Consider the following 16,016-nt stretch of genomic DNA (forward strand, 5'->3'; position numbering starts at 1 on the left):
TGCAGCTCGGACCTGATGTACATGCGGTTCGGGCTGGAACGGGTCATCGGACATGAGCTGGCCGGCGTCCGCGCGGACGGAACCGGGGCCGTCGTGGAGGCGCTCTACGGGTGCATGGAATGCGACCTGTGTCTGGACGGCCGGTACAACCTGTGCCCCACCCACATCCATCGGGCACTGGGCTCCAGCGCGGACGGCGGGATGGCCGAGCAGTTCCGCGTCCCCTCGCAGCGGCTCGTCGCGCTGCCGCCCGGTCTCGACATCCGCGACGCCTCGCTCGTCGAGCCCGCGTCGGTCTCCTGGCACGCCCTCCGGCTGGCCGGCACCGGTCCGGACACCCGGCTGGCTGTCGTGGGAGCAGGTGCGCTCGGCCTGCTCGCCGCCGCCGGCGCGCGCCGCCAGGGTGCTCCCGAGGTGGACCTCGAGGCACGCCATCCGCACCAGGTCGAAGCCGGCGAGCGCCTCGGGGCCAAGGTCGGGACCACGGGCCTGTACGACGTGGTCGTGGAGGCCGCGGGAACGTCGGCCAGCCTCGCCCGCGCCGTCGACCTCGTGGCACCGGGCGGGACGGTGGTCGTCGTCGGCTTCCACATGGGCACGGTGGAGGTCAACTGGTCCCCGCTGTTCCACCGTGAGGCCCGGCTCATCCCCTCGATGAGCTACTGCCGGCACGCGAACGGGCGCGAGATGGAGGACGCGGCGGCCATGCTCGCCGACAGTCCCGAGATCGCCCGCGCGCTGATAACCCATCGGTTCCCGCTTGAGGACGCTGTCGAGGCGTTCCGGGTCGCCGCCGACCGCAAGGCCGGAGCGCTGCGGGTGGTGGTCGAACCGTGACCTCCGTGGGCATCGTGACGGGCGCCGGCCGCCACCCGTACAGGGGCGTGACCGCACCGCCGGCGACGAAGCCGCCGCTATCCTCCGACCTGTGACCGGACGCAACAGGACCCCGGACGGGCAACGCGCCGCGGACGGCGACCTGGACCGCATCGAGATCCGGATCGAGGTTGTCGACTGCTTGATCGAAGACCGTGGGCCTTGACGTTCGTCTATGCAAAGCCTTGACGCACGTCTAGGCTAAGTCGCACTCAGGTTGGAAGTGTCACGTCGGCGTCCGGTCCCGGCGCGCCGACCTGGTGATCAAAAACTGTCGGCTCTTCCCAGTGGTGACGGCCGCGCCAGGCCGTGAGCCGCTCGGCCCACGAGGATCAATCGATGTTCAGACGGCCCCGCTCCGGGGTAACCCGGATGCCTCCCAGGTCTGAAGGCCGGAGCGTCCTCCGGAGGTTCCGGTGACGCCTGCCTTAGGAGGCGCGCGTCTACTCGACAGGCTCGGGCGGATCTCGACCGATCTGCGTGTCTCGCCTACCGACCGGTGCAACCTGAGATGCGCCTACCGCATGCCGGCTGACGGCCTGGAGTGGCTGCCCACCGCGGACACGCTCACTGATGGCGAGGTGGTCCGTCTGGTCGGGATCGCGGTGGGCCAGCTCGGGGTGACCGAGGTCCGGCTCACCGGCGGCGAGCCGACGCTGCGTGCCAGCCTGCCGAAGCTGGTCGGCCGGCCTGGACCGGGTGAACGTCTCCCTCGACACGACCTCGCCGGACCGGTTCCGTGCGATCACCGCAGCTGAGCTGGTGAACCGGTGCCAGAACCAGGAGGGTGACGATGACGGAGATATCGGTTACCGACACGAGGACGGTCCGCAGCTTCTGCCGGATCTGCACGTCCGTGTGCGGCATCCTCGTCGAGACGGCTGGCGACAAGGTAGTTCGGGTACGGGGCGACCGTGACCACCCACTGTCGCGGGGATACACCTGTCCGAAGGGCCGGTCACTCCCACAGATGCACCATCATCCGGATCGCATCGAGCGTCCGCTGATGAAGGTCGACGGGGAGCTGCGGCCGACGACGTGGGAGGAGTGCCTGGACGATCTCGGCGCCCGGCTGCGAAACATCATCGAGCGGTACGGGCCCGAGTCGGTCGGTGTCTTTTTCGGGAGCGGCATCGGCATGGACGCCGCCGGTTACCGGATGGCGCAGGCCCTGCATGCCGCGATCGGCACGCCGGCGAAGTTCAGTCCCATGACCATCGACGGAACGGCCAAGGTGCTGACCGCGGATCTGGTGGGCGGTTCACCGGCTCTCAGCGGCCGGCCCGACTACGACAACGCCTCGTTCGTCCTCTTCGTCGGCAGCAACCCGGTGGTGTCCCACGGGCACACCGTCGCGATGCCGAACCCCACGGGCACCTTACGGGCGCTGCGGGAGCGGGCGGAGGTGTGGGTCATCGACCCCCGTCACACCGAGACCGCCCGCCTGGCCGGCCACCATCTCGCGCCGCGTCCCGGCACCGACTACGCGGTCCTCGCCTACCTTGTCCGTGAGATCCTCCGCGACGGCGCCGACCGCGAGGTGCTCTCCCGTCACACCCAGGGTGGCGAGATCCTGGCTGCCGCCGTTGAGCCGTTCACTCTGGAGCACGCCGCCCGAATCGCCGATGTCTCCGCCGACGAGCTGGCCGCGCTCCTCGCCGGCGTGCGACGAGCGGGGCGCGTCGCGATCGAAACCGGAACCGGCGTCACCATGGCGTCCAGCGCGAACGTCACGCAGTGGCTCGCCTGGTCACTAATGATCATCACTGGGTCGATGAACCAGCCCGGCGGCGCATGGTTCCACCCCGGCTTCAAAAACCAGCTGGAGGCCTTCAAGCTGCCGATCTCGCCGCCCGAAGGCTCGTTCGGGCCGGGCCCGCGCAGCCGCCCGGAGACACAGTCCTTTCTCGGCGAGTGGCCCTGTGCCGTTCTGGCCGACGAGATCCGCGCGGGCAACATCCGGGCGGTCCTCAATCTCGGCGGCCATCTCGTCGCGGCCTTCCCCGACACCGAGACGCTGGTTCCCGCGCTGCGGGACCTGGAGCTGTTCGCCACCATCGAGATCATCGGCAACGAGACGACGGCCCTGTCCACCCACGTCCTGCCGACCAAGGACCAGCTGGAGCGGGCCGACGTGAGCCTGTGGGACTTCCTGATACAGCGCGTCGCCGTCCAGCACACCCCTGCCGTCGTCGAACCGGTCGGGGACCGGCGTTCCGTGTGGTGGGTGCTCGCGGAACTCGGACAGCGCCTCGGTTACCAGCTCGCCGACAGCAGATCCGGGCAGGTCACCGACGACACCCTGCTCGCCGAGATCACCGCCCACGCCCGGCGCCCGTTCGGTGAGGTCGTCTCCGAAGGCTGGGTCGAGGTACCCCGCGAGATTCCCGCGCCGTGGGTGGACGGGCACGTCGAGCGGATGGGGGGATGGCGCCTCGCCCCCCGGCTGCTCGTCGACCAGCTGGCCGCGCTCCAGCCGCCCGCCCCGCTCGTCCTCACACCACGACGCCAGAAGCGCCATCTGAACTCCCAGTTCGACTACCTCGGAGAACAGCCCGAGATCATCCTGCATCCCGACGACGCGACAGCGGCCGGCGTGGTCGACAGCCAGCCGGTGACCGTCCGCTCGACCAGCGGCGAGATCACCGGGATCGCGAAGGTCGACGGCACCATCCGCCGTGGAGCGGTCTCGATACCCCATGGCCACCAGTCGGCGAACGTCAACCGGCTGACGGACAGGAGCCAGGTCGACATCGTCACCGGCATGGTCCGCTACTGCGGCATCCCGGTGAGTGTCCACCCGGCATAGGAGGTCCGGGTGCGGCCTCGCGCTCGGGTGATGGAATTCGGACAGCGGCCGCACGAGTCCGGCCGCTGTCCGCCATGGGCGAGATGATCCCGCCAGGGGGAAGGTGGTGTTTTTCGCGCCGGCAAAGGCTGCCCACGCTCGGCGCGGCCATGCGAACCGCGGACGCCGATGTGCCCTCAGACCTGGGTGCGGATGGCGCGTAGGCCCAGCATGCGGCGCGCCGTGTTCAACAGCTGGCGCCGAAGGACGTCCTTGTCGAGGTCGGCCAGCCGCGGATCCGTCGTCGCGGCCATCAGACCTCCGCTGACCATCACAGTGGTCACGAGCGCCTCGACATCCGGGTCCGGGCCGGCCAGGATCCGGTCCAGCCTGGCCACGAGATCCCGCAGAATCGGGTCCTCCCGGGTCAGGCGGCTCACGGCGGGATCAGCCCACACGACCGCGTTCAGCCGGCTGTTATTGATGATCATATCCACCACGCCCGTCAGCGCGGTGGACAACTGATCAGCCGGCCGGCGGCGGGCCTCGGCTGCCTCGGTCACCCTCCGCATCTCCTCGAGAGCCGGAGCGACCACCGCCCGGAGCAACTCCTCCTTGGCGTTGAACTGGAAGTAGACGGCCGCCTTGGTCACACCCAGCTCATCGGCGATCATCTGAATCGACGTACCGCTGACTCCGTTCCGGGCGAACAGTTCCAACGCAACGGCCAGCACTCGCTCCCGCGCCGCCCCCGCCCGCCGTTGAACTGTCACGAAACCGCCACGCCCCGCCAATCAGGTATCACGAGGCTGATGGTCAGCCCAACCAGTGAAAGCCTATCTTCCACCCGCCAAAGCCACACCGGCTCCGCGCCCTCGCGTGAACCGGAATACCGCTCAGAACATGCCATCCGCGCCCGCCCGGATCCGCTCCTCTGCCAGCGAGGCAATCAGGGCCTCGTCAGGCTGCCCATGGTGGGCGCGACCGGTGCGCGACGATTGCGCCACGTCCTCTGGACGGCTGTACCGAGGATCGTGAGGGCCGGCATGCTCACGGAATACCAGTTGACGCGGCCGTCCACCAGTAGTATTACGACACCGGCGAGGGTGCTGCCAACGAGCGAGAACCAGAGAGCACTGATCATCTCTCTGGCGATGCTGCGGTCCCGCTGTCGCTGCACCGATCGATGCAAAACACCCGTTGCCGCGTAGTTCGCCGTCCGTTCCGCTCTTCTCCGGCGGCTGCGGTGAGTAGCGGCCGTCCCGACCCAACTCGCGTACAGCTGGCGCGTCTCGTCCGATTGCAGGGCCCACTGCTCCCGGGCTTCGGCGGTGGCGTCGAGCGCGTGGGCCAGCTCGGCCGGTAGGGCGACAGCCTGGCACGGGGTGGTCACGTCACCATTTTCACCCATTCACTCTCACGTGACCTTGCGAGAGACGGATTCGGCCGCGCGGAACGTCGACCGAACTGACGGCGTGCTCCGACGATGACTGCTCAGAGCGCGCCCTCGCTCAGGACATCCGCCGGGACCAGATTTCTGGGCAGCATTCGAAGAGATACCATGGATTTGCCCCCTGGCTGCGCGCCTCTCCGAGACACGCCCCCCGCAGGCCCTTTGGCCCGGCCGGCGGATCATAGCCACCGGTGTCCCTCAAGGCCAGATCCGGTAGGTGTGTCCGTTGTCGGGTCCGACCGGGGGTCCGTGTCGCGGCTCAGGAGCCGGGCGGGCTTGTCCGTTCGAAGCGCGCGAAGATCCCGGCGCTGATGGAACCGCCCTCGGGGACGTCGAAGGTGGAGAATCGCCTTCTCCGTGACCCCTGGCCCAGCAGGAAACCGGTGATCGTCACCCGGTACTCGACGTCGTCGACGTACACCAGGTCGTTCTCGTGGACCTTCGGGAGCTGGACCACGTCGTTCGGGTGCGCGCCCTGGTTCGGTGTCTCCTCGTGGCGGAAACGCAGGGTGAAGTCGTGCTCCATCTCCTCGTCCTCGAAGTACACGTTGACCGTGAGGTACACCCAGAACTGCCAGTGGGTCGGTAGCTGGATTGTCTGGTTGTGGTGGGTGAGCCTGCCCAGCAGGAAGTCCGTGCCATCGAGGAGCGCATCGGTGGTGTAACCCTCGAAGTCATAGCCGCTCTTGCTGCCGCCGTCGAGGGGTTCGCCCCAGCGGACCTCGCTCTTGCTGTCACTCTCCTGGCTGAACGTCAGGCCCGGCAGATCGTCCACGCTGACGCGCGTCCAGGTGCCATTGGTCATGACTGTGCCCACAGTAGAACTACTCCGTTCCCCCGGCTGCACCGAACGAGTGCCCTGTCGTGCGGGGAGTCGAATTCGGGAGCGTATCCCTCCGCGCGACCACAAGAGCATTGCACAGAGGAAGGGGTCGGGTGCGGAGAATATCAATAGTGCCAGGTGAACGGCATGGCTGGTGCGTTAAGTAGCGGCTGACCTGCTATTCGGTGTTGATCTGGCGGTCGAGGTCGTGGCCGGGTTCATGGCGATGTGGCGCGTGCTGCTGGAACGGTCATGCTTCGGCGCAGGCTGCTCGGTGCTGGCGGTGACGGTGTCCGCCGACTGACCGTCCCGACCCCTACAGCCGAGGGGTTGTTCCCCCACGCCGGCCAAGGTGACACTCGACGTCCGGGCCGTATACGCCGGAGCCGTATCGAGAACGTCGGGTCCGGCCACTGCGAGTCCTACTGGGAACGTGAGTGCCGGGTGGAGGACCTGCTGCTGTTCCGGGACGTCGCCCGGTCGGAGGCGGGCGCGGCCACGTTGTAAGCGGTCACCGACGACCAGCCCGCACGCAGCACCCGGTGGCGCGAGTTCATCGCCCCGCAGGGCTACGGCGACGAGCTGCGGGCCGCCTTCCGCCTCGGCGGAACGACCTGGGGTGTCGTCGACCTGATGCGCGATCGCAGCCGGGCGCCGTTCACGCCCGCGAAGGTCAAGTTCGTCCGCGCGATCGCACCGGCCGTCGGAGCCGCGTTGCGGGCGCTCGCCACCCGCGAGGCGGCCATGAGCTCCAGTCGCCTCGCGGACGGCGGGCCGGGAATCGCGCTGTACGACGACGCGGGCACGCTGCTCTCCCTCGACGGGCAGGCGGAACTGCTGTTCGCCGAGCACTACGGCCCCGTCGTCCACGCTCCCGATGCCCCGGTCGCCCACGTCGAGTACTGACCCGGTCACGCAGGCGCACCATCTTTCGTATAGCTGCCATGCCGGATTCTGTCGCGAGGAGGGATTCGCGCGGCTGAAATGCTGCGGCGGGCTTCTTCGAGATCATCCGCGCAGGCGATCCCCGATCGCACCGGCGCTTCGTCGCTCGCGGCCGGGGTCGATCAATCATCAGACGTTATCGTGGCTAGGACAGTCATCCCGGCGTCCGTTCGCCTCACCGGCGCGTCGACCGCATCCGTGGACATGACCCCATCTGCGTCTTTGGAATAGTGCTGATCATCAAGGCTGGAACCACCGTGAAATAGCCTAACTTTTCACACTGCTTGATCATGGGCGCTGCTGGCGCGAAACGCCGACGGTGATCGGTCGTCGGCAGGTGCCTGGAGGAAAGCCACGTCACAAGTCCACTGTCGGATGATCGGAGAACCTGAACCCCCAACGCATATAACGTGTGCTGGCTACTTCGAGAAGGCGGGTGTCAGTGCAGGTCGATGTCCAGAGTCAGGGCGGTTCGCCGGGGCCTGTTCCCGACCGGTTCCTCACGTCGAGCGAACAGATCCTGGCCGCCTCCGATCGGCCAGATGCGCCGCTGACCTGCGGTTTTCTCGTGCAGTTCGAAGGCAAGCTGGATGCGGCGCGGCTTCGGTGCGCCGTGCGTGAGGCGAGTCGCCGGCATCCCATGATGCGGGCGGCCCTCTATGGCGCGCGCCAGTACGCGTGGCGGTTCGGCACCGAACCGCCGGCAGGCTCCGTCGGGCTGGTCGAAGACGGAAGTAGCGGCTGGGACGTCCATGAGATGATGGTGTCGGGCCGCTTCGACCTGCATGCCCATCCACCGCTGCGGATCGCGTTGGTCCGTGGACCGGACGGCGACCAGCTTTCCCTCGTCGCGCACCACCTCGCGGTCGACGGCATGGGTCTTACCGCGATTTTGTCCGACATCATTGCCGAGTACCGGCTGGTGGAAGCGGCCACGGTCACCGCGGGGCCTGTCGACACCCATGTCGGGCTGCCCGCCGGGGTGCCACCGGGCGCGAAGGCGGCCGTGGCCGGCTGGACCGCCTTCACCCGACGCTCCGGCCGGCACATCACGCCCATGGGGACCGGGCGGGACACCGGTTACGGCTATCAGCCGTTGACCCTGCCGGTGCCCGGCCGAGTGCTGCTCGGCTCCGGGCGGCGAATCACCGTGAATGATCTTCTGATGGCCGCGACCCACCTCACCATCGACCGGTGGAATCGTCAACGCGGCGGGGAATCCGGAACGCTGCGCATCAGGATGCCGATCAGTCTGGGAAACGCGGCCGAGGTGGGTGGCAACAACACCGGTCAGGCGTTGGTGGTCACCGAACCGGCGGACCGGGCGGATCTGGCGAGGCTGGCCGCCCGCGTCGTGGACCAGACGGAACGCGCGAAGCAGGCGGCGGCCGCCCCTCCCATCGCGGGTGTGGCGGGCAAGGTCGGTATGGTCGCGACCGAGTTGATTCCCGGCCCATGGCGAGTCCCGTTGCTGCGGTGGGGGGTGCGGGCGGCGCGCCCGCTCATCACGCCCGCTGCCGCCGTCAGTAACATCGGCTCGCTTTCCAGCCTGGGCTCCGACGAGCCGAAGATATCCTCGGTCTATTTCACCGGTACCGTCGGCATGCCCCAGGGGCTGCTTATCTGCGTGGCCGGTTACGGTAACAACATCCACGTTACTTTCGGGTATCACCGGCACCTCTTCGGGCGCGAAGCCGCCTCGGCGTTCGCGAATCTTTTCCGGACGGCCTTCGGTGAGCTGACCCGCATCGGGTCGGCCATATAAGACGAGAGCTGCACCGACCACGCGGCGGAATCTGCACCCCGCGGTGTGCGTGCGCGCGGGGCAGCTCTGGATCGGGGCGACGGAGGGCGGGTTCTGGCGTTGCGCCGACCTGGACGGGTCGGGACCGAGCCCACTGGCATGGTGGCCGGCCTGGGGTGCCCAGCTGGTCCGCGTCGGCCTACGCGCGGCGATATGGCGTGGGTGGGGTCCTACCGACTCTGAGCCGGGGGTGTTACCTGACGCGAGGACGTCTCCCCGCGGCTGATCATGGCCTTGCTTTCGGCGATGACCTCCGCTGCGTGGCGCTCGATGGCCTCCGCGTCCAGTCCGAGCGCCTTGCCGATGTGCACCGACCACACCTCGGAGCGGAGGTTGGTCTCGAAGTCGAGATCAGCCCGGATGTCCTCCCGCGCGGCCTGCCGGTTCTGGCTGATCATCACGAACGTCGACAGGAAGATCGCTTCGAGGCTGACGATCATCGTGAGCAGGCCGAACGGGTAGGGGTCGAAGACGGCCGCGTCCCCGAACGCCCCCTTGTTCAGGAGGATCCAGATCATGAACCACGCGGCGTGCAGGTAGACGAAGGGCATTGACCCGGCGAATGCCGTGATCGCGTCCGAGACCCTGTCCTGGGACGTCCGTGCGCGAGCGGCCAGGGCCCGCTCGTTGCGGACCCGGGGATGTGGGCGCGGCCGAGGATGCGGCGGCTGCGGGAGGGCTGTGGGCCGGGGAGCTGCGGGCTGGTCGGGAAGGGTGCTCACGCCCCAATCCTGCGCCTGCGGTGCCGCTGCCCTCGGCGTCTCATCTCCGAGGACTGTCCGGACGGCACGAACTCATCGGTGTGCGCCCTCGGCCGGGGTGCGCCTGTCCGACCTCGGTTCTCGCCGAGGTACCCGATCCAAGGTCCTATGGCCTGAATTCCGGAAGGCGGCCGCGGCGTCCATCCCTGGTGTCTAAGGTGCGAAGTGGAAGTTCTACGACTCGTAGTAGATGAGGTCTGGGGTGGAGACGTGGCGCACATCCTCGGGGACGAACTGACGATGCGTCGATGGGCATGGCGGCTGGTGCCGCCGGCGGTTGCGCTGGTGGCCGGCCTGGGAGCGAGCGGGTGCTCGATCGGTGCCGACGCGGCGGACGGCTCGGCGGAGGGCCGCTGGGCGGTGCGGTCGGCCGACGATCAGGACCTCACTCCACCAGGTGAGCGCAAGCCGTCGCCCGTGATGACCGGCCAGACGCTCACCGGCGAGAACCTGGAGCTGTCATCGCTGCGTGGCCGGATCGTCGTGGTCAACTTCTGGGCGTCCTGGTGCCCGCCGTGCCGGGCCGAGACACCGGCCCTGGTCATGCTTGCGGGGAGGTATCCGCAGGTCGCCTTCGTCGGCGTGAACGAGAAGGAGCCGGCCACCGTGGCGCAGGGCTTCGTGCGCCACAACGAGGTCGCCTACCCCAACATCATCGACCGCTACGGCACACTGGCCGCGCGCTGGCCGGGGGTGCCCGGCCTGCCCACGACGTTCGTGCTCGACGCCAGGGGACGGATCGCCACCCGTGTCGTCGGCGGAGTGACCGCCGAGTCCCTGGGTGGTCTCCTCGATCGGCTGGCTGTCGAGAGGTAGCCGCGCCCCGGGTGTCCGGCGGTCAGAGCCTGTGCCTGGTGCCGCACCACTGCTGCCTGCCGTCGGGACCGGGAATGACCTCGTAGCCCGTTCCCGTCGCGTTCACCTCGGCGAAGGTCAGGCAGGTGGACGGACTTCCCCGGTTGGTGCTGAGGTCGAGGCCACCGGGCATGAGCCCGGCCGCATCGTAATCTGTGACAGACCGGAGCCTCGAGTGGAACCCGGCCCTGGTCGGGCATGGGCCCGCGACGGCCAGGCCGCGCAGCAGCATGTCTGCCGCCACGTAGGAGTTGAGGACCGTGACCTGGTCCGGATCCGAGGTCTGCGATGCGTATCGCAACATCGTCTCGCGGAAACGCGCCAGGTCGGGAGAGTCCGAATCCCAGGATATGTGGTCGAAGAACGCCGTCGCGCCGGCCAGTTCCACTCCCGCGTCGGCGAGAAGGCTCTTGTCGTATGCAACCGCGGACAGAACCACCTTGTAGGCGACGTGGGCCGCTCGGGACGCGCGCAGGATCTCGCGCAGGCCGTCGATCGGTGTCTGGACGACGAGAACGTCGGCCTGGCTCTCCGCGATCCTGGCGACCACCTGCTCGGAGGAGCTCTGGCCCACGGTGTAGGAGAGGCGCGCCACCGGCGTGACGCCCCGAGTGGTCATGCTCGAGATCACCTGGTCGCTGAGCGCCTCCGAGGACGCCGACAGGGACTGTTCCACCACGGCCACCCGGGTTCCCCCCTGGGCTCGGGCGAACTCGCCCAGGGTGGTCACGAAGCCGCCGGAGGAAAAGAGGTAGTCGGGTGCGAACATGTTGTCGAAGTCGTTCCACACCGCCTCGGCGGCGAGGCCGACGACCGGGACATCCGCACCCGCCAGGTAGCGGGCCGAGCCCGAGGCGGCCGTCGTGAGCTCGGCGACGGCGAAGACGCCGTCACGCTCCACGAGCCTGCGTGCGACGACCTCGTTCGTCGCAGGGTTACCTCCGTCGTCGACCCAGACGATCTTGATCATGCGGCCGTGCACACCGCCGGCAGCGTTCGCCAGAGCGACGCGAGCCTCGAATCCACTGCGGGCGGCCATGAACACCGAGCTCAGCGGGCCGGTGTCGGGATAGATCAGACCGATTCGCACCTGACTGTCGGTGACTCCCGGCGTCGCACAGGGCACGGAGGCGGCGTCCGGGGCGCGACCGGAGTCGCATCCGGCGCCCGCCAGCAGCAGGACCGCCGCCGCTGTCGCCGCGGCGGCGCGACGGTGCCGTCGGCGGACGGCAGACGGCCGGCTCACGTGCCTAAGATCTCTAACCGCACCGAGCGCGGCCGCCTCGAGACCTGGAACCCAGGCCTACCGCCAGGATGAGCATTACCTGCGGGACGCTGATCACAACCGAAAACGGTCGTGCTCGAAATTGTTCTACACCGCATAGTGCCAGTTCCTTTCTGAATCAACGGACTTGACTCAGACCAGGCCCGGCATCTGGCCCCCGCGGCGGACGAGCTATGTGTCGCTGTCGGTCCGCTCCGGCCCCTGCTCGACCAGGTCTTCGATCTGTCGTCTGATGAAATCGTCGACAACTTCGCCGTCAGACTCGACGCCCAGCTCCGCGTCGATCGCCATGATCTGGGTGATGCCGATCATGACCAGTCGGGCCACCAGCGGCGGGCAACGTTCCGGCGGGACGCCGAGGTCCGCCAGGGCGGCCGTGAATGCCGCGAGCTGCACCTCGCGGTAGCTCCGGTAGTACTCGGTGAGGACTACCCGGATCGCCTTGCGGTGGTTGGCCAGCGCCATGAACTCGAGATTGAACCTGGGCGTCGTCATGCCCGTGTCGCGTAGGTCCCACAGCTGCCGCAGCGTGGGCCGGCTCTGGAGCGCCGCTCGGAAGAGCTCCAGGCCGACGTCCGCGCGGCGGCGGAAGACCTCCAGAAAAAGATCGTCCATTGTGCGGAAGTAATAGTGCACCAGCTGGGGTGTGAGCCCGGCCCGGGCGCCGACGCGACGTGAGGTGACCGCGGCGTAGCCCTCCTCCAGCATCAGTTGCTCCGCCGCGTCGAGCAGCTGGTCGCGGGTGCTCGACGTAGCTGAACCAGCTTGGCGTTGGCTGACCATCTCCCTGTCATATCCCACCCGGGGCCGCTGGTCGCGAACCCGGCCTGTCGACATTTTAGATCAAATATACATTCCACCGTTCACGCCGATGACCTGACCGGTGATGTAGTCGGCCCCCTCGGAGCACAGGAACGAACAGGCCGCCGCGATGTCCTGGGGGGTGCCGGCACGGCCGAGCGGCACCATGGTCGCGACCACGTCGATGCCGGGGATGTCGCCGTTGGCTTCCCCCTGCCGGGCCATCGGAGTGTCGACGAGGGTCGGCGGGATGGTGTTGGCGGTGATGCCGTGGCCGGCGAGCTCGACAGCCAGGGATTTCGTGAGGGCGATGACGCCACCCTTGGACGCGGTGTAGTGCGCCAGGTTCGGCGCGCCGGACTGGGCGCTCGACGAGGAGATCGTGACGATACGGCCCCAGCCCGCGGCGATCATGTCGGGTACGGCGGCCTGCACGCAGCTGAACGTCCCGGTGAGATTGACGGCGATGATGCGGTTCCAGACGTCCGCGGTGATGCTGAGCAGCGGATTGAAGGACTCGATGCCGGCGCTCGTGACCAGGATCTCCACGGGCCCGAGCTGGGCGCGGACCTGCTCGAAGGCGGCATCGACGGATTCGCGGTCGGCGACGTCGGCCTCGACGGCCAACACTTTTCCGATGGCGGCGAGCTCGGTGGCCGCCGCCCGGGCCGCCCGGCCGTCGCGGTCCAGGACGGCGACGCGGTGGCCGTCGGCGAGGAACAGTCGGGCCACACCGAGACCGATACCGGACGCCCCGCCGGTGACGACGGCGACGCGGGTCATCGGGCCGACTCGACGGAGGTGAACTCCAGGTGCAGGTTGGTCAGGCCGCGCAGGATCCAGGTCGGTTCGTAGTCGAAGCGCCGTGCGTCCGGCGGGCCGTGGTGCTCCTCGGAGATCCGGATGTCCCTGGTCCGGTCGAGGATCCGCTCCAGGCTGATGCGACCCTCGACGCGGGCGAGGGGGCCGCCGGGGCAGGAGTGGATTCCGCGTCCGAAGGCGATGTGCTGGCGGACGTTGCGGCGGGAGATGCGGAACTCCGCCGGGCATTCGAACTGGCGCGGATCCCGATTGGCCGCGCCGTTGAGGAGCATGACCGGGGTGCCCGCCGGCACCTCGACGTCACCGATGGTCGTCGTCCGCCTGGCCAGGCGGAAGTCGGCTTTCACCGGGCTTTCGACCCGCAGCGTCTCCTCGATGAGGTCCGGGATGCGCTCGCGGTGCTCCCGGATCTCCTCCTGGAGGCCCGGGTTCTCCGCGATGAACTTCAGCGCGGCGCCGAGCAGGCGCGCCGTCGTCTCCTGCCCGGCGGCGAACAGGAAGGTGGCCGCCCGCACCACGGAGATCACCTCGGGCGTCGTCCCGTCCGGGTAGGTTGCCGCCGCCATCTGGGTCAGCACGTCGTTGCGCGGCTCGTGCCGCCTGCTCTCGATGTAGCGGGCGAACCAGGCGTCGAGCCAGCCGAGCGCGTTCAGCTCGCCGTCGGTCTGTTCGCCGGCGCCGATCTGGCCGGGGCTGACGGTCAGCCCGAATCCCTCGCGGAACCGCTGGTGGTCGGACTCCGGAACGCCCAGGACGTCGGCCACCGCCAGCATGGAGAAGGGCTGTGCGTACGCCCGGATGAACTCGCACCGGCCGTCCGCGATGAACTCGTCGAGCTGCTGGTCGGCCAGACGCCAGATGAACGCCTCGTTCTCCTGGAGACGTTTCGGGGTGAGCATGCGCATGACCAGTGCCCGCTCGCGGGTGTGCATGGGGGGGTCCATCGTGACCATGTGCTCGTTCATCGGCAGCTGGTCGCGGTGGCGGTCGATGATGGCCCCGACCTCGTCGCCCTCCAACGGGACCGGGAATGTCGCGAACGGGCCCACGACCGAGTTGCACGACGAGAACGTTTCGACGTCGCGGTAAACTTCGTGCGCCTCGTCGTAACCGGTGACCGCCACCACTCCGAGATGCGGTAAAGGCAGCACCGGGCACACCGAGCGCAGCTCGTCGAAATAGGGGTACGGGTTCTCGGCGAGTGACTCGTCATTGAAGAAGTCGGTCGTCGTCCAGTCGGTCAACCTGCGTCCCTTCCAAAGGGTGGGAGCGGACGGCACACGGCGTATTTGGCAGTCGCTCAAACGTCTTGGGCAGATGTCTAACACACGCCGGTCGGCGGCGGCAAGTGTGTATCCGTGGAAGGCTCGGCCCAGCGCTGAAGTCGCAGGTCCGGCGGAATGCCGGATCGGGCGTTCACCTGGGGCGAGTCGGTGCCGAGGAGAGCGCCGCGGCGGCCCGCGATCAGCGGGGGCGGACGTCCAGGGGCAGGCTGTTGACGCTGACCATCGCCCACGGGTCGCGGTGCTCGACGGGGACGTCGGCGGCGACCGCGATGTCGGGGTACCGGTCGAGCAGGATGCCCAGCGCCGTCCTCGCCTCCAGTCTCGCCAGCGGGGCGCCGAGACAGAAGTGGATGCCCTGCCCGAAGGCGATGTGCGGGTTCGGCGCGCGGCGCGGGTCGAACCGGTCGGGCTCGGCGAAGACCCGCTCGTCGCGGTTCGCCGCCGTGAGCCAGACCGTCACCACCGCGCCGGCCGGGATGACCTCATCACCCACCCGGGTGTCGGCGACGGCCCGCCGCACCAGCCGCGGGAACGGGGTCCGCAGCCGCAGGACCTCCTCGATCGTCGCCGGCAGCAGCTCCGGCTCGGCACGCAGCTCGGCCGCCGCGCCGGGATGCTCGTCCAGGGCCAGGACGGCGTTGCCGAGGGTCGCCGTGGTCGTGATGTGCCCGGCCAGCAGCAGCAGGCCCACGAAACCGACGATCTCCTCGTCGGCCAGCCGCTGGCCGTCGACCTCGACCTGGACCAGGCGGCCGGTGAGATCGTCGCCCGGGTGGGCGCGGCAGGCCCGGATACGGTCCAGCAGGTAGGCGTTCATCTCGCGCAGCACGGGCACGGCGGCTCGGGTGCTCGCCGCGGCGAGCTCGGTCAACGGCTGTTCCGGGTCCGCGACCTCCCGGTCGAACAGGGCGTCGGCCCAGCGCCGGAACATCGGGCGGTCGGCGGCGGGGAGGCCGAGCAGCTCGGCGATCACGATGACCGGCAGCGGGTAGGCGAGATCGTCGATCAGTTCGAGGCGGGTCCGCCCGCCGGTCGCGTCGAGCAGCTCGGTGGTCACCTCGGCGATGCGCGGGGCCAGCCCGGCGACCGTTCTCGGGGTGAACGCCCGGCTGGCCAGGCCGCGCAGCCGGTGATGCTCGGGCGGGTCGAGCCGGACGAAGTTGCCTCGTTGGAACAGCTCCACGTCCTCCTGAAAGCTGCCCTCCCGCAGGTCGTACTCCGGCATGTCCTCCTGCCGCGGCAGCAGGCCGCGCAGGTCCGAGGAGAACGAGTGGTGGTCCGCGAGGACGGCGCCCGCCTCGGGATGGCCGAGCACGTGCCAGCACCGCTGCCGGTCGTCGCGGTGGACCTGGCCGCGCCGGCGCAGCTCGTCGAGCCAGCGCAGCAGATCGGGCAGCGAGCGGCGCGCCGCGTTCGGCTGTGTCGTCAGCTGGGACACGCCTTTGCGGTTCCCGGGCGGCCCGCTCCGCACACCTCGGACGGCCGGTTGGTGGCCAGCGACCTGTGGGCTCCGCTCG

General features: G+C 68.9%; 15 protein-coding genes and 1 pseudogene. 7 read left to right on the forward strand and 9 right to left on the reverse strand.

What is annotated here, in order from left to right:
• From FMEAI12_RS18440 to FMEAI12_RS18450, 3 genes and pseudogenes are all read left to right on the forward strand, one after another.
• On the forward strand, positions 1-837 hold an 837-nt coding region (locus tag FMEAI12_RS18440; RefSeq protein ID WP_112106992.1), incomplete at its 5' end, for a zinc-binding dehydrogenase.
• Positions 838-1,292: 455 nt separating this feature from the next.
• Positions 1,293-1,626 (forward strand): annotated as a pseudogene (locus tag FMEAI12_RS18445) (radical SAM protein); the annotation flags it as partial.
• A 43-nt stretch (positions 1,627-1,669) separates the two neighbouring features.
• Complete coding sequence (locus FMEAI12_RS18450) at positions 1,670-3,685, forward strand: molybdopterin-dependent oxidoreductase (protein ID WP_112106993.1); 2,016 nt, start codon at positions 1,670-1,672, stop codon at positions 3,683-3,685.
• A gap of 176 nt (positions 3,686-3,861) precedes the next feature.
• Here FMEAI12_RS18450 and FMEAI12_RS18455 read toward each other — a convergent pair whose 3' ends face one another.
• The 3 genes from FMEAI12_RS18455 to FMEAI12_RS18465 all read right to left on the reverse strand — a co-directional run bounded on the left by FMEAI12_RS18455 (position 3,862) and on the right by FMEAI12_RS18465 (position 5,922).
• Positions 3,862-4,437: a TetR/AcrR family transcriptional regulator gene (locus tag FMEAI12_RS18455; protein WP_020458241.1), complete on the reverse strand. Its 576-nt coding sequence runs from the start codon at positions 4,435-4,437 to the stop codon at positions 3,862-3,864.
• A gap of 176 nt (positions 4,438-4,613) precedes the next feature.
• Positions 4,614-5,057 (reverse strand): YdeI/OmpD-associated family protein, encoded by a 444-nt coding sequence (locus FMEAI12_RS18460; protein WP_160144294.1) that lies wholly within the window; start codon positions 5,055-5,057, stop codon positions 4,614-4,616.
• A gap of 319 nt (positions 5,058-5,376) precedes the next feature.
• On the reverse strand, positions 5,377-5,922 hold the full coding sequence (locus FMEAI12_RS18465) for a choice-of-anchor K domain-containing protein (RefSeq protein WP_112106995.1): 546 nt from the start codon (positions 5,920-5,922) through the stop codon (positions 5,377-5,379).
• A gap of 270 nt (positions 5,923-6,192) precedes the next feature.
• Here FMEAI12_RS18465 and FMEAI12_RS36260 point away from each other — a divergent pair, with 270 nt between their 5' ends.
• The 3 genes from FMEAI12_RS36260 to FMEAI12_RS18475 all read left to right on the forward strand — a co-directional run bounded on the left by FMEAI12_RS36260 (position 6,193) and on the right by FMEAI12_RS18475 (position 8,650).
• Positions 6,193-6,447 carry a hypothetical protein gene (locus FMEAI12_RS36260; RefSeq protein ID WP_131627189.1) on the forward strand — a complete coding sequence of 85 codons (255 nt, stop codon included), beginning with the start codon at positions 6,193-6,195 and terminating at the stop codon, positions 6,445-6,447.
• 126 nt (positions 6,448-6,573) lie between these two features.
• The gene (locus tag FMEAI12_RS18470; protein ID WP_112106996.1) at positions 6,574-6,846 is read left to right on the forward strand and encodes a hypothetical protein; all 273 of its coding nucleotides are present in this window, start codon (positions 6,574-6,576) and stop codon (positions 6,844-6,846) included.
• A 481-nt stretch (positions 6,847-7,327) separates the two neighbouring features.
• A complete protein-coding gene (locus FMEAI12_RS18475; protein ID WP_235014170.1) occupies positions 7,328-8,650 on the forward strand; it encodes a condensation domain-containing protein in 1,323 nt (440 codons plus the stop codon).
• A gap of 209 nt (positions 8,651-8,859) precedes the next feature.
• On the opposite strand, the gene FMEAI12_RS18480 is transcribed toward FMEAI12_RS18475, so the two are convergent.
• Positions 8,860-9,411 carry a DUF1003 domain-containing protein gene (locus FMEAI12_RS18480; protein WP_112106998.1) on the reverse strand — a complete coding sequence of 184 codons (552 nt, stop codon included), beginning with the start codon at positions 9,409-9,411 and terminating at the stop codon, positions 8,860-8,862.
• A gap of 249 nt (positions 9,412-9,660) precedes the next feature.
• On the opposite strand from FMEAI12_RS18480, the gene FMEAI12_RS18485 reads away from it, so the two are divergent.
• Complete coding sequence (locus tag FMEAI12_RS18485; protein ID WP_235014171.1) at positions 9,661-10,266, forward strand: TlpA disulfide reductase family protein; 606 nt, start codon at positions 9,661-9,663, stop codon at positions 10,264-10,266.
• Between the two features lie 22 nt (positions 10,267-10,288).
• Here the strand turns inward: FMEAI12_RS18485 and FMEAI12_RS18490 are convergent, their stop codons facing one another.
• From FMEAI12_RS18490 to FMEAI12_RS18510, 5 genes are all read right to left on the reverse strand, one after another.
• A complete protein-coding gene (locus tag FMEAI12_RS18490) occupies positions 10,289-11,551 on the reverse strand; it encodes an ABC transporter substrate-binding protein (protein WP_112106999.1) in 1,263 nt (420 codons plus the stop codon).
• A gap of 210 nt (positions 11,552-11,761) precedes the next feature.
• Positions 11,762-12,373 (reverse strand): TetR/AcrR family transcriptional regulator, encoded by a 612-nt coding sequence (locus FMEAI12_RS18495; RefSeq protein WP_071059920.1) that lies wholly within the window; start codon positions 12,371-12,373, stop codon positions 11,762-11,764.
• A 60-nt stretch (positions 12,374-12,433) separates the two neighbouring features.
• Positions 12,434-13,174, reverse strand: coding sequence for an SDR family NAD(P)-dependent oxidoreductase (locus FMEAI12_RS18500; protein WP_112107000.1), 741 nt, complete (start codon positions 13,172-13,174; stop codon positions 12,434-12,436).
• The gene (locus FMEAI12_RS18505; RefSeq protein WP_112107001.1) at positions 13,171-14,457 is read right to left on the reverse strand and encodes a cytochrome P450; all 1,287 of its coding nucleotides are present in this window, start codon (positions 14,455-14,457) and stop codon (positions 13,171-13,173) included. Before FMEAI12_RS18505 ends, FMEAI12_RS18500 begins: the two co-directional genes overlap by 4 nt.
• 220 nt (positions 14,458-14,677) lie before the next feature.
• The gene (locus FMEAI12_RS18510) at positions 14,678-15,937 is read right to left on the reverse strand and encodes a cytochrome P450 (RefSeq protein WP_112107009.1); all 1,260 of its coding nucleotides are present in this window, start codon (positions 15,935-15,937) and stop codon (positions 14,678-14,680) included.
• Positions 15,938-16,016: the final 79 nt, after the last annotated feature.

It is taken from the genome of Parafrankia sp. Ea1.12 (assembly GCF_900465275.1).
GTDB classification, from domain to species: domain Bacteria; phylum Actinomycetota; class Actinomycetes; order Frankiales; family Frankiaceae; genus Parafrankia; species Parafrankia soli.

Coding starts and splice junctions, on each gene's coding strand:
- FMEAI12_RS18450 (WP_112106993.1), top strand. CDS start 1,670: ATGACGGAGATATCGGTTACCGACACGAGGACGGTCCGCAGCTTCTGC.
- FMEAI12_RS18465 (WP_112106995.1), bottom strand. CDS start 5,922: ATGACCAATGGCACCTGGACGCGCGTCAGCGTGGACGATCTGCCGGGC.
- FMEAI12_RS36260 (WP_131627189.1), top strand. CDS start 6,193: ATGCTTCGGCGCAGGCTGCTCGGTGCTGGCGGTGACGGTGTCCGCCGA.
- FMEAI12_RS18470 (WP_112106996.1), top strand. CDS start 6,574: ATGCGCGATCGCAGCCGGGCGCCGTTCACGCCCGCGAAGGTCAAGTTC.
- FMEAI12_RS18495 (WP_071059920.1), bottom strand. CDS start 12,373: ATGGTCAGCCAACGCCAAGCTGGTTCAGCTACGTCGAGCACCCGCGAC.
- FMEAI12_RS18500 (WP_112107000.1), bottom strand. CDS start 13,174: ATGACCCGCGTCGCCGTCGTCACCGGCGGGGCGTCCGGTATCGGTCTC.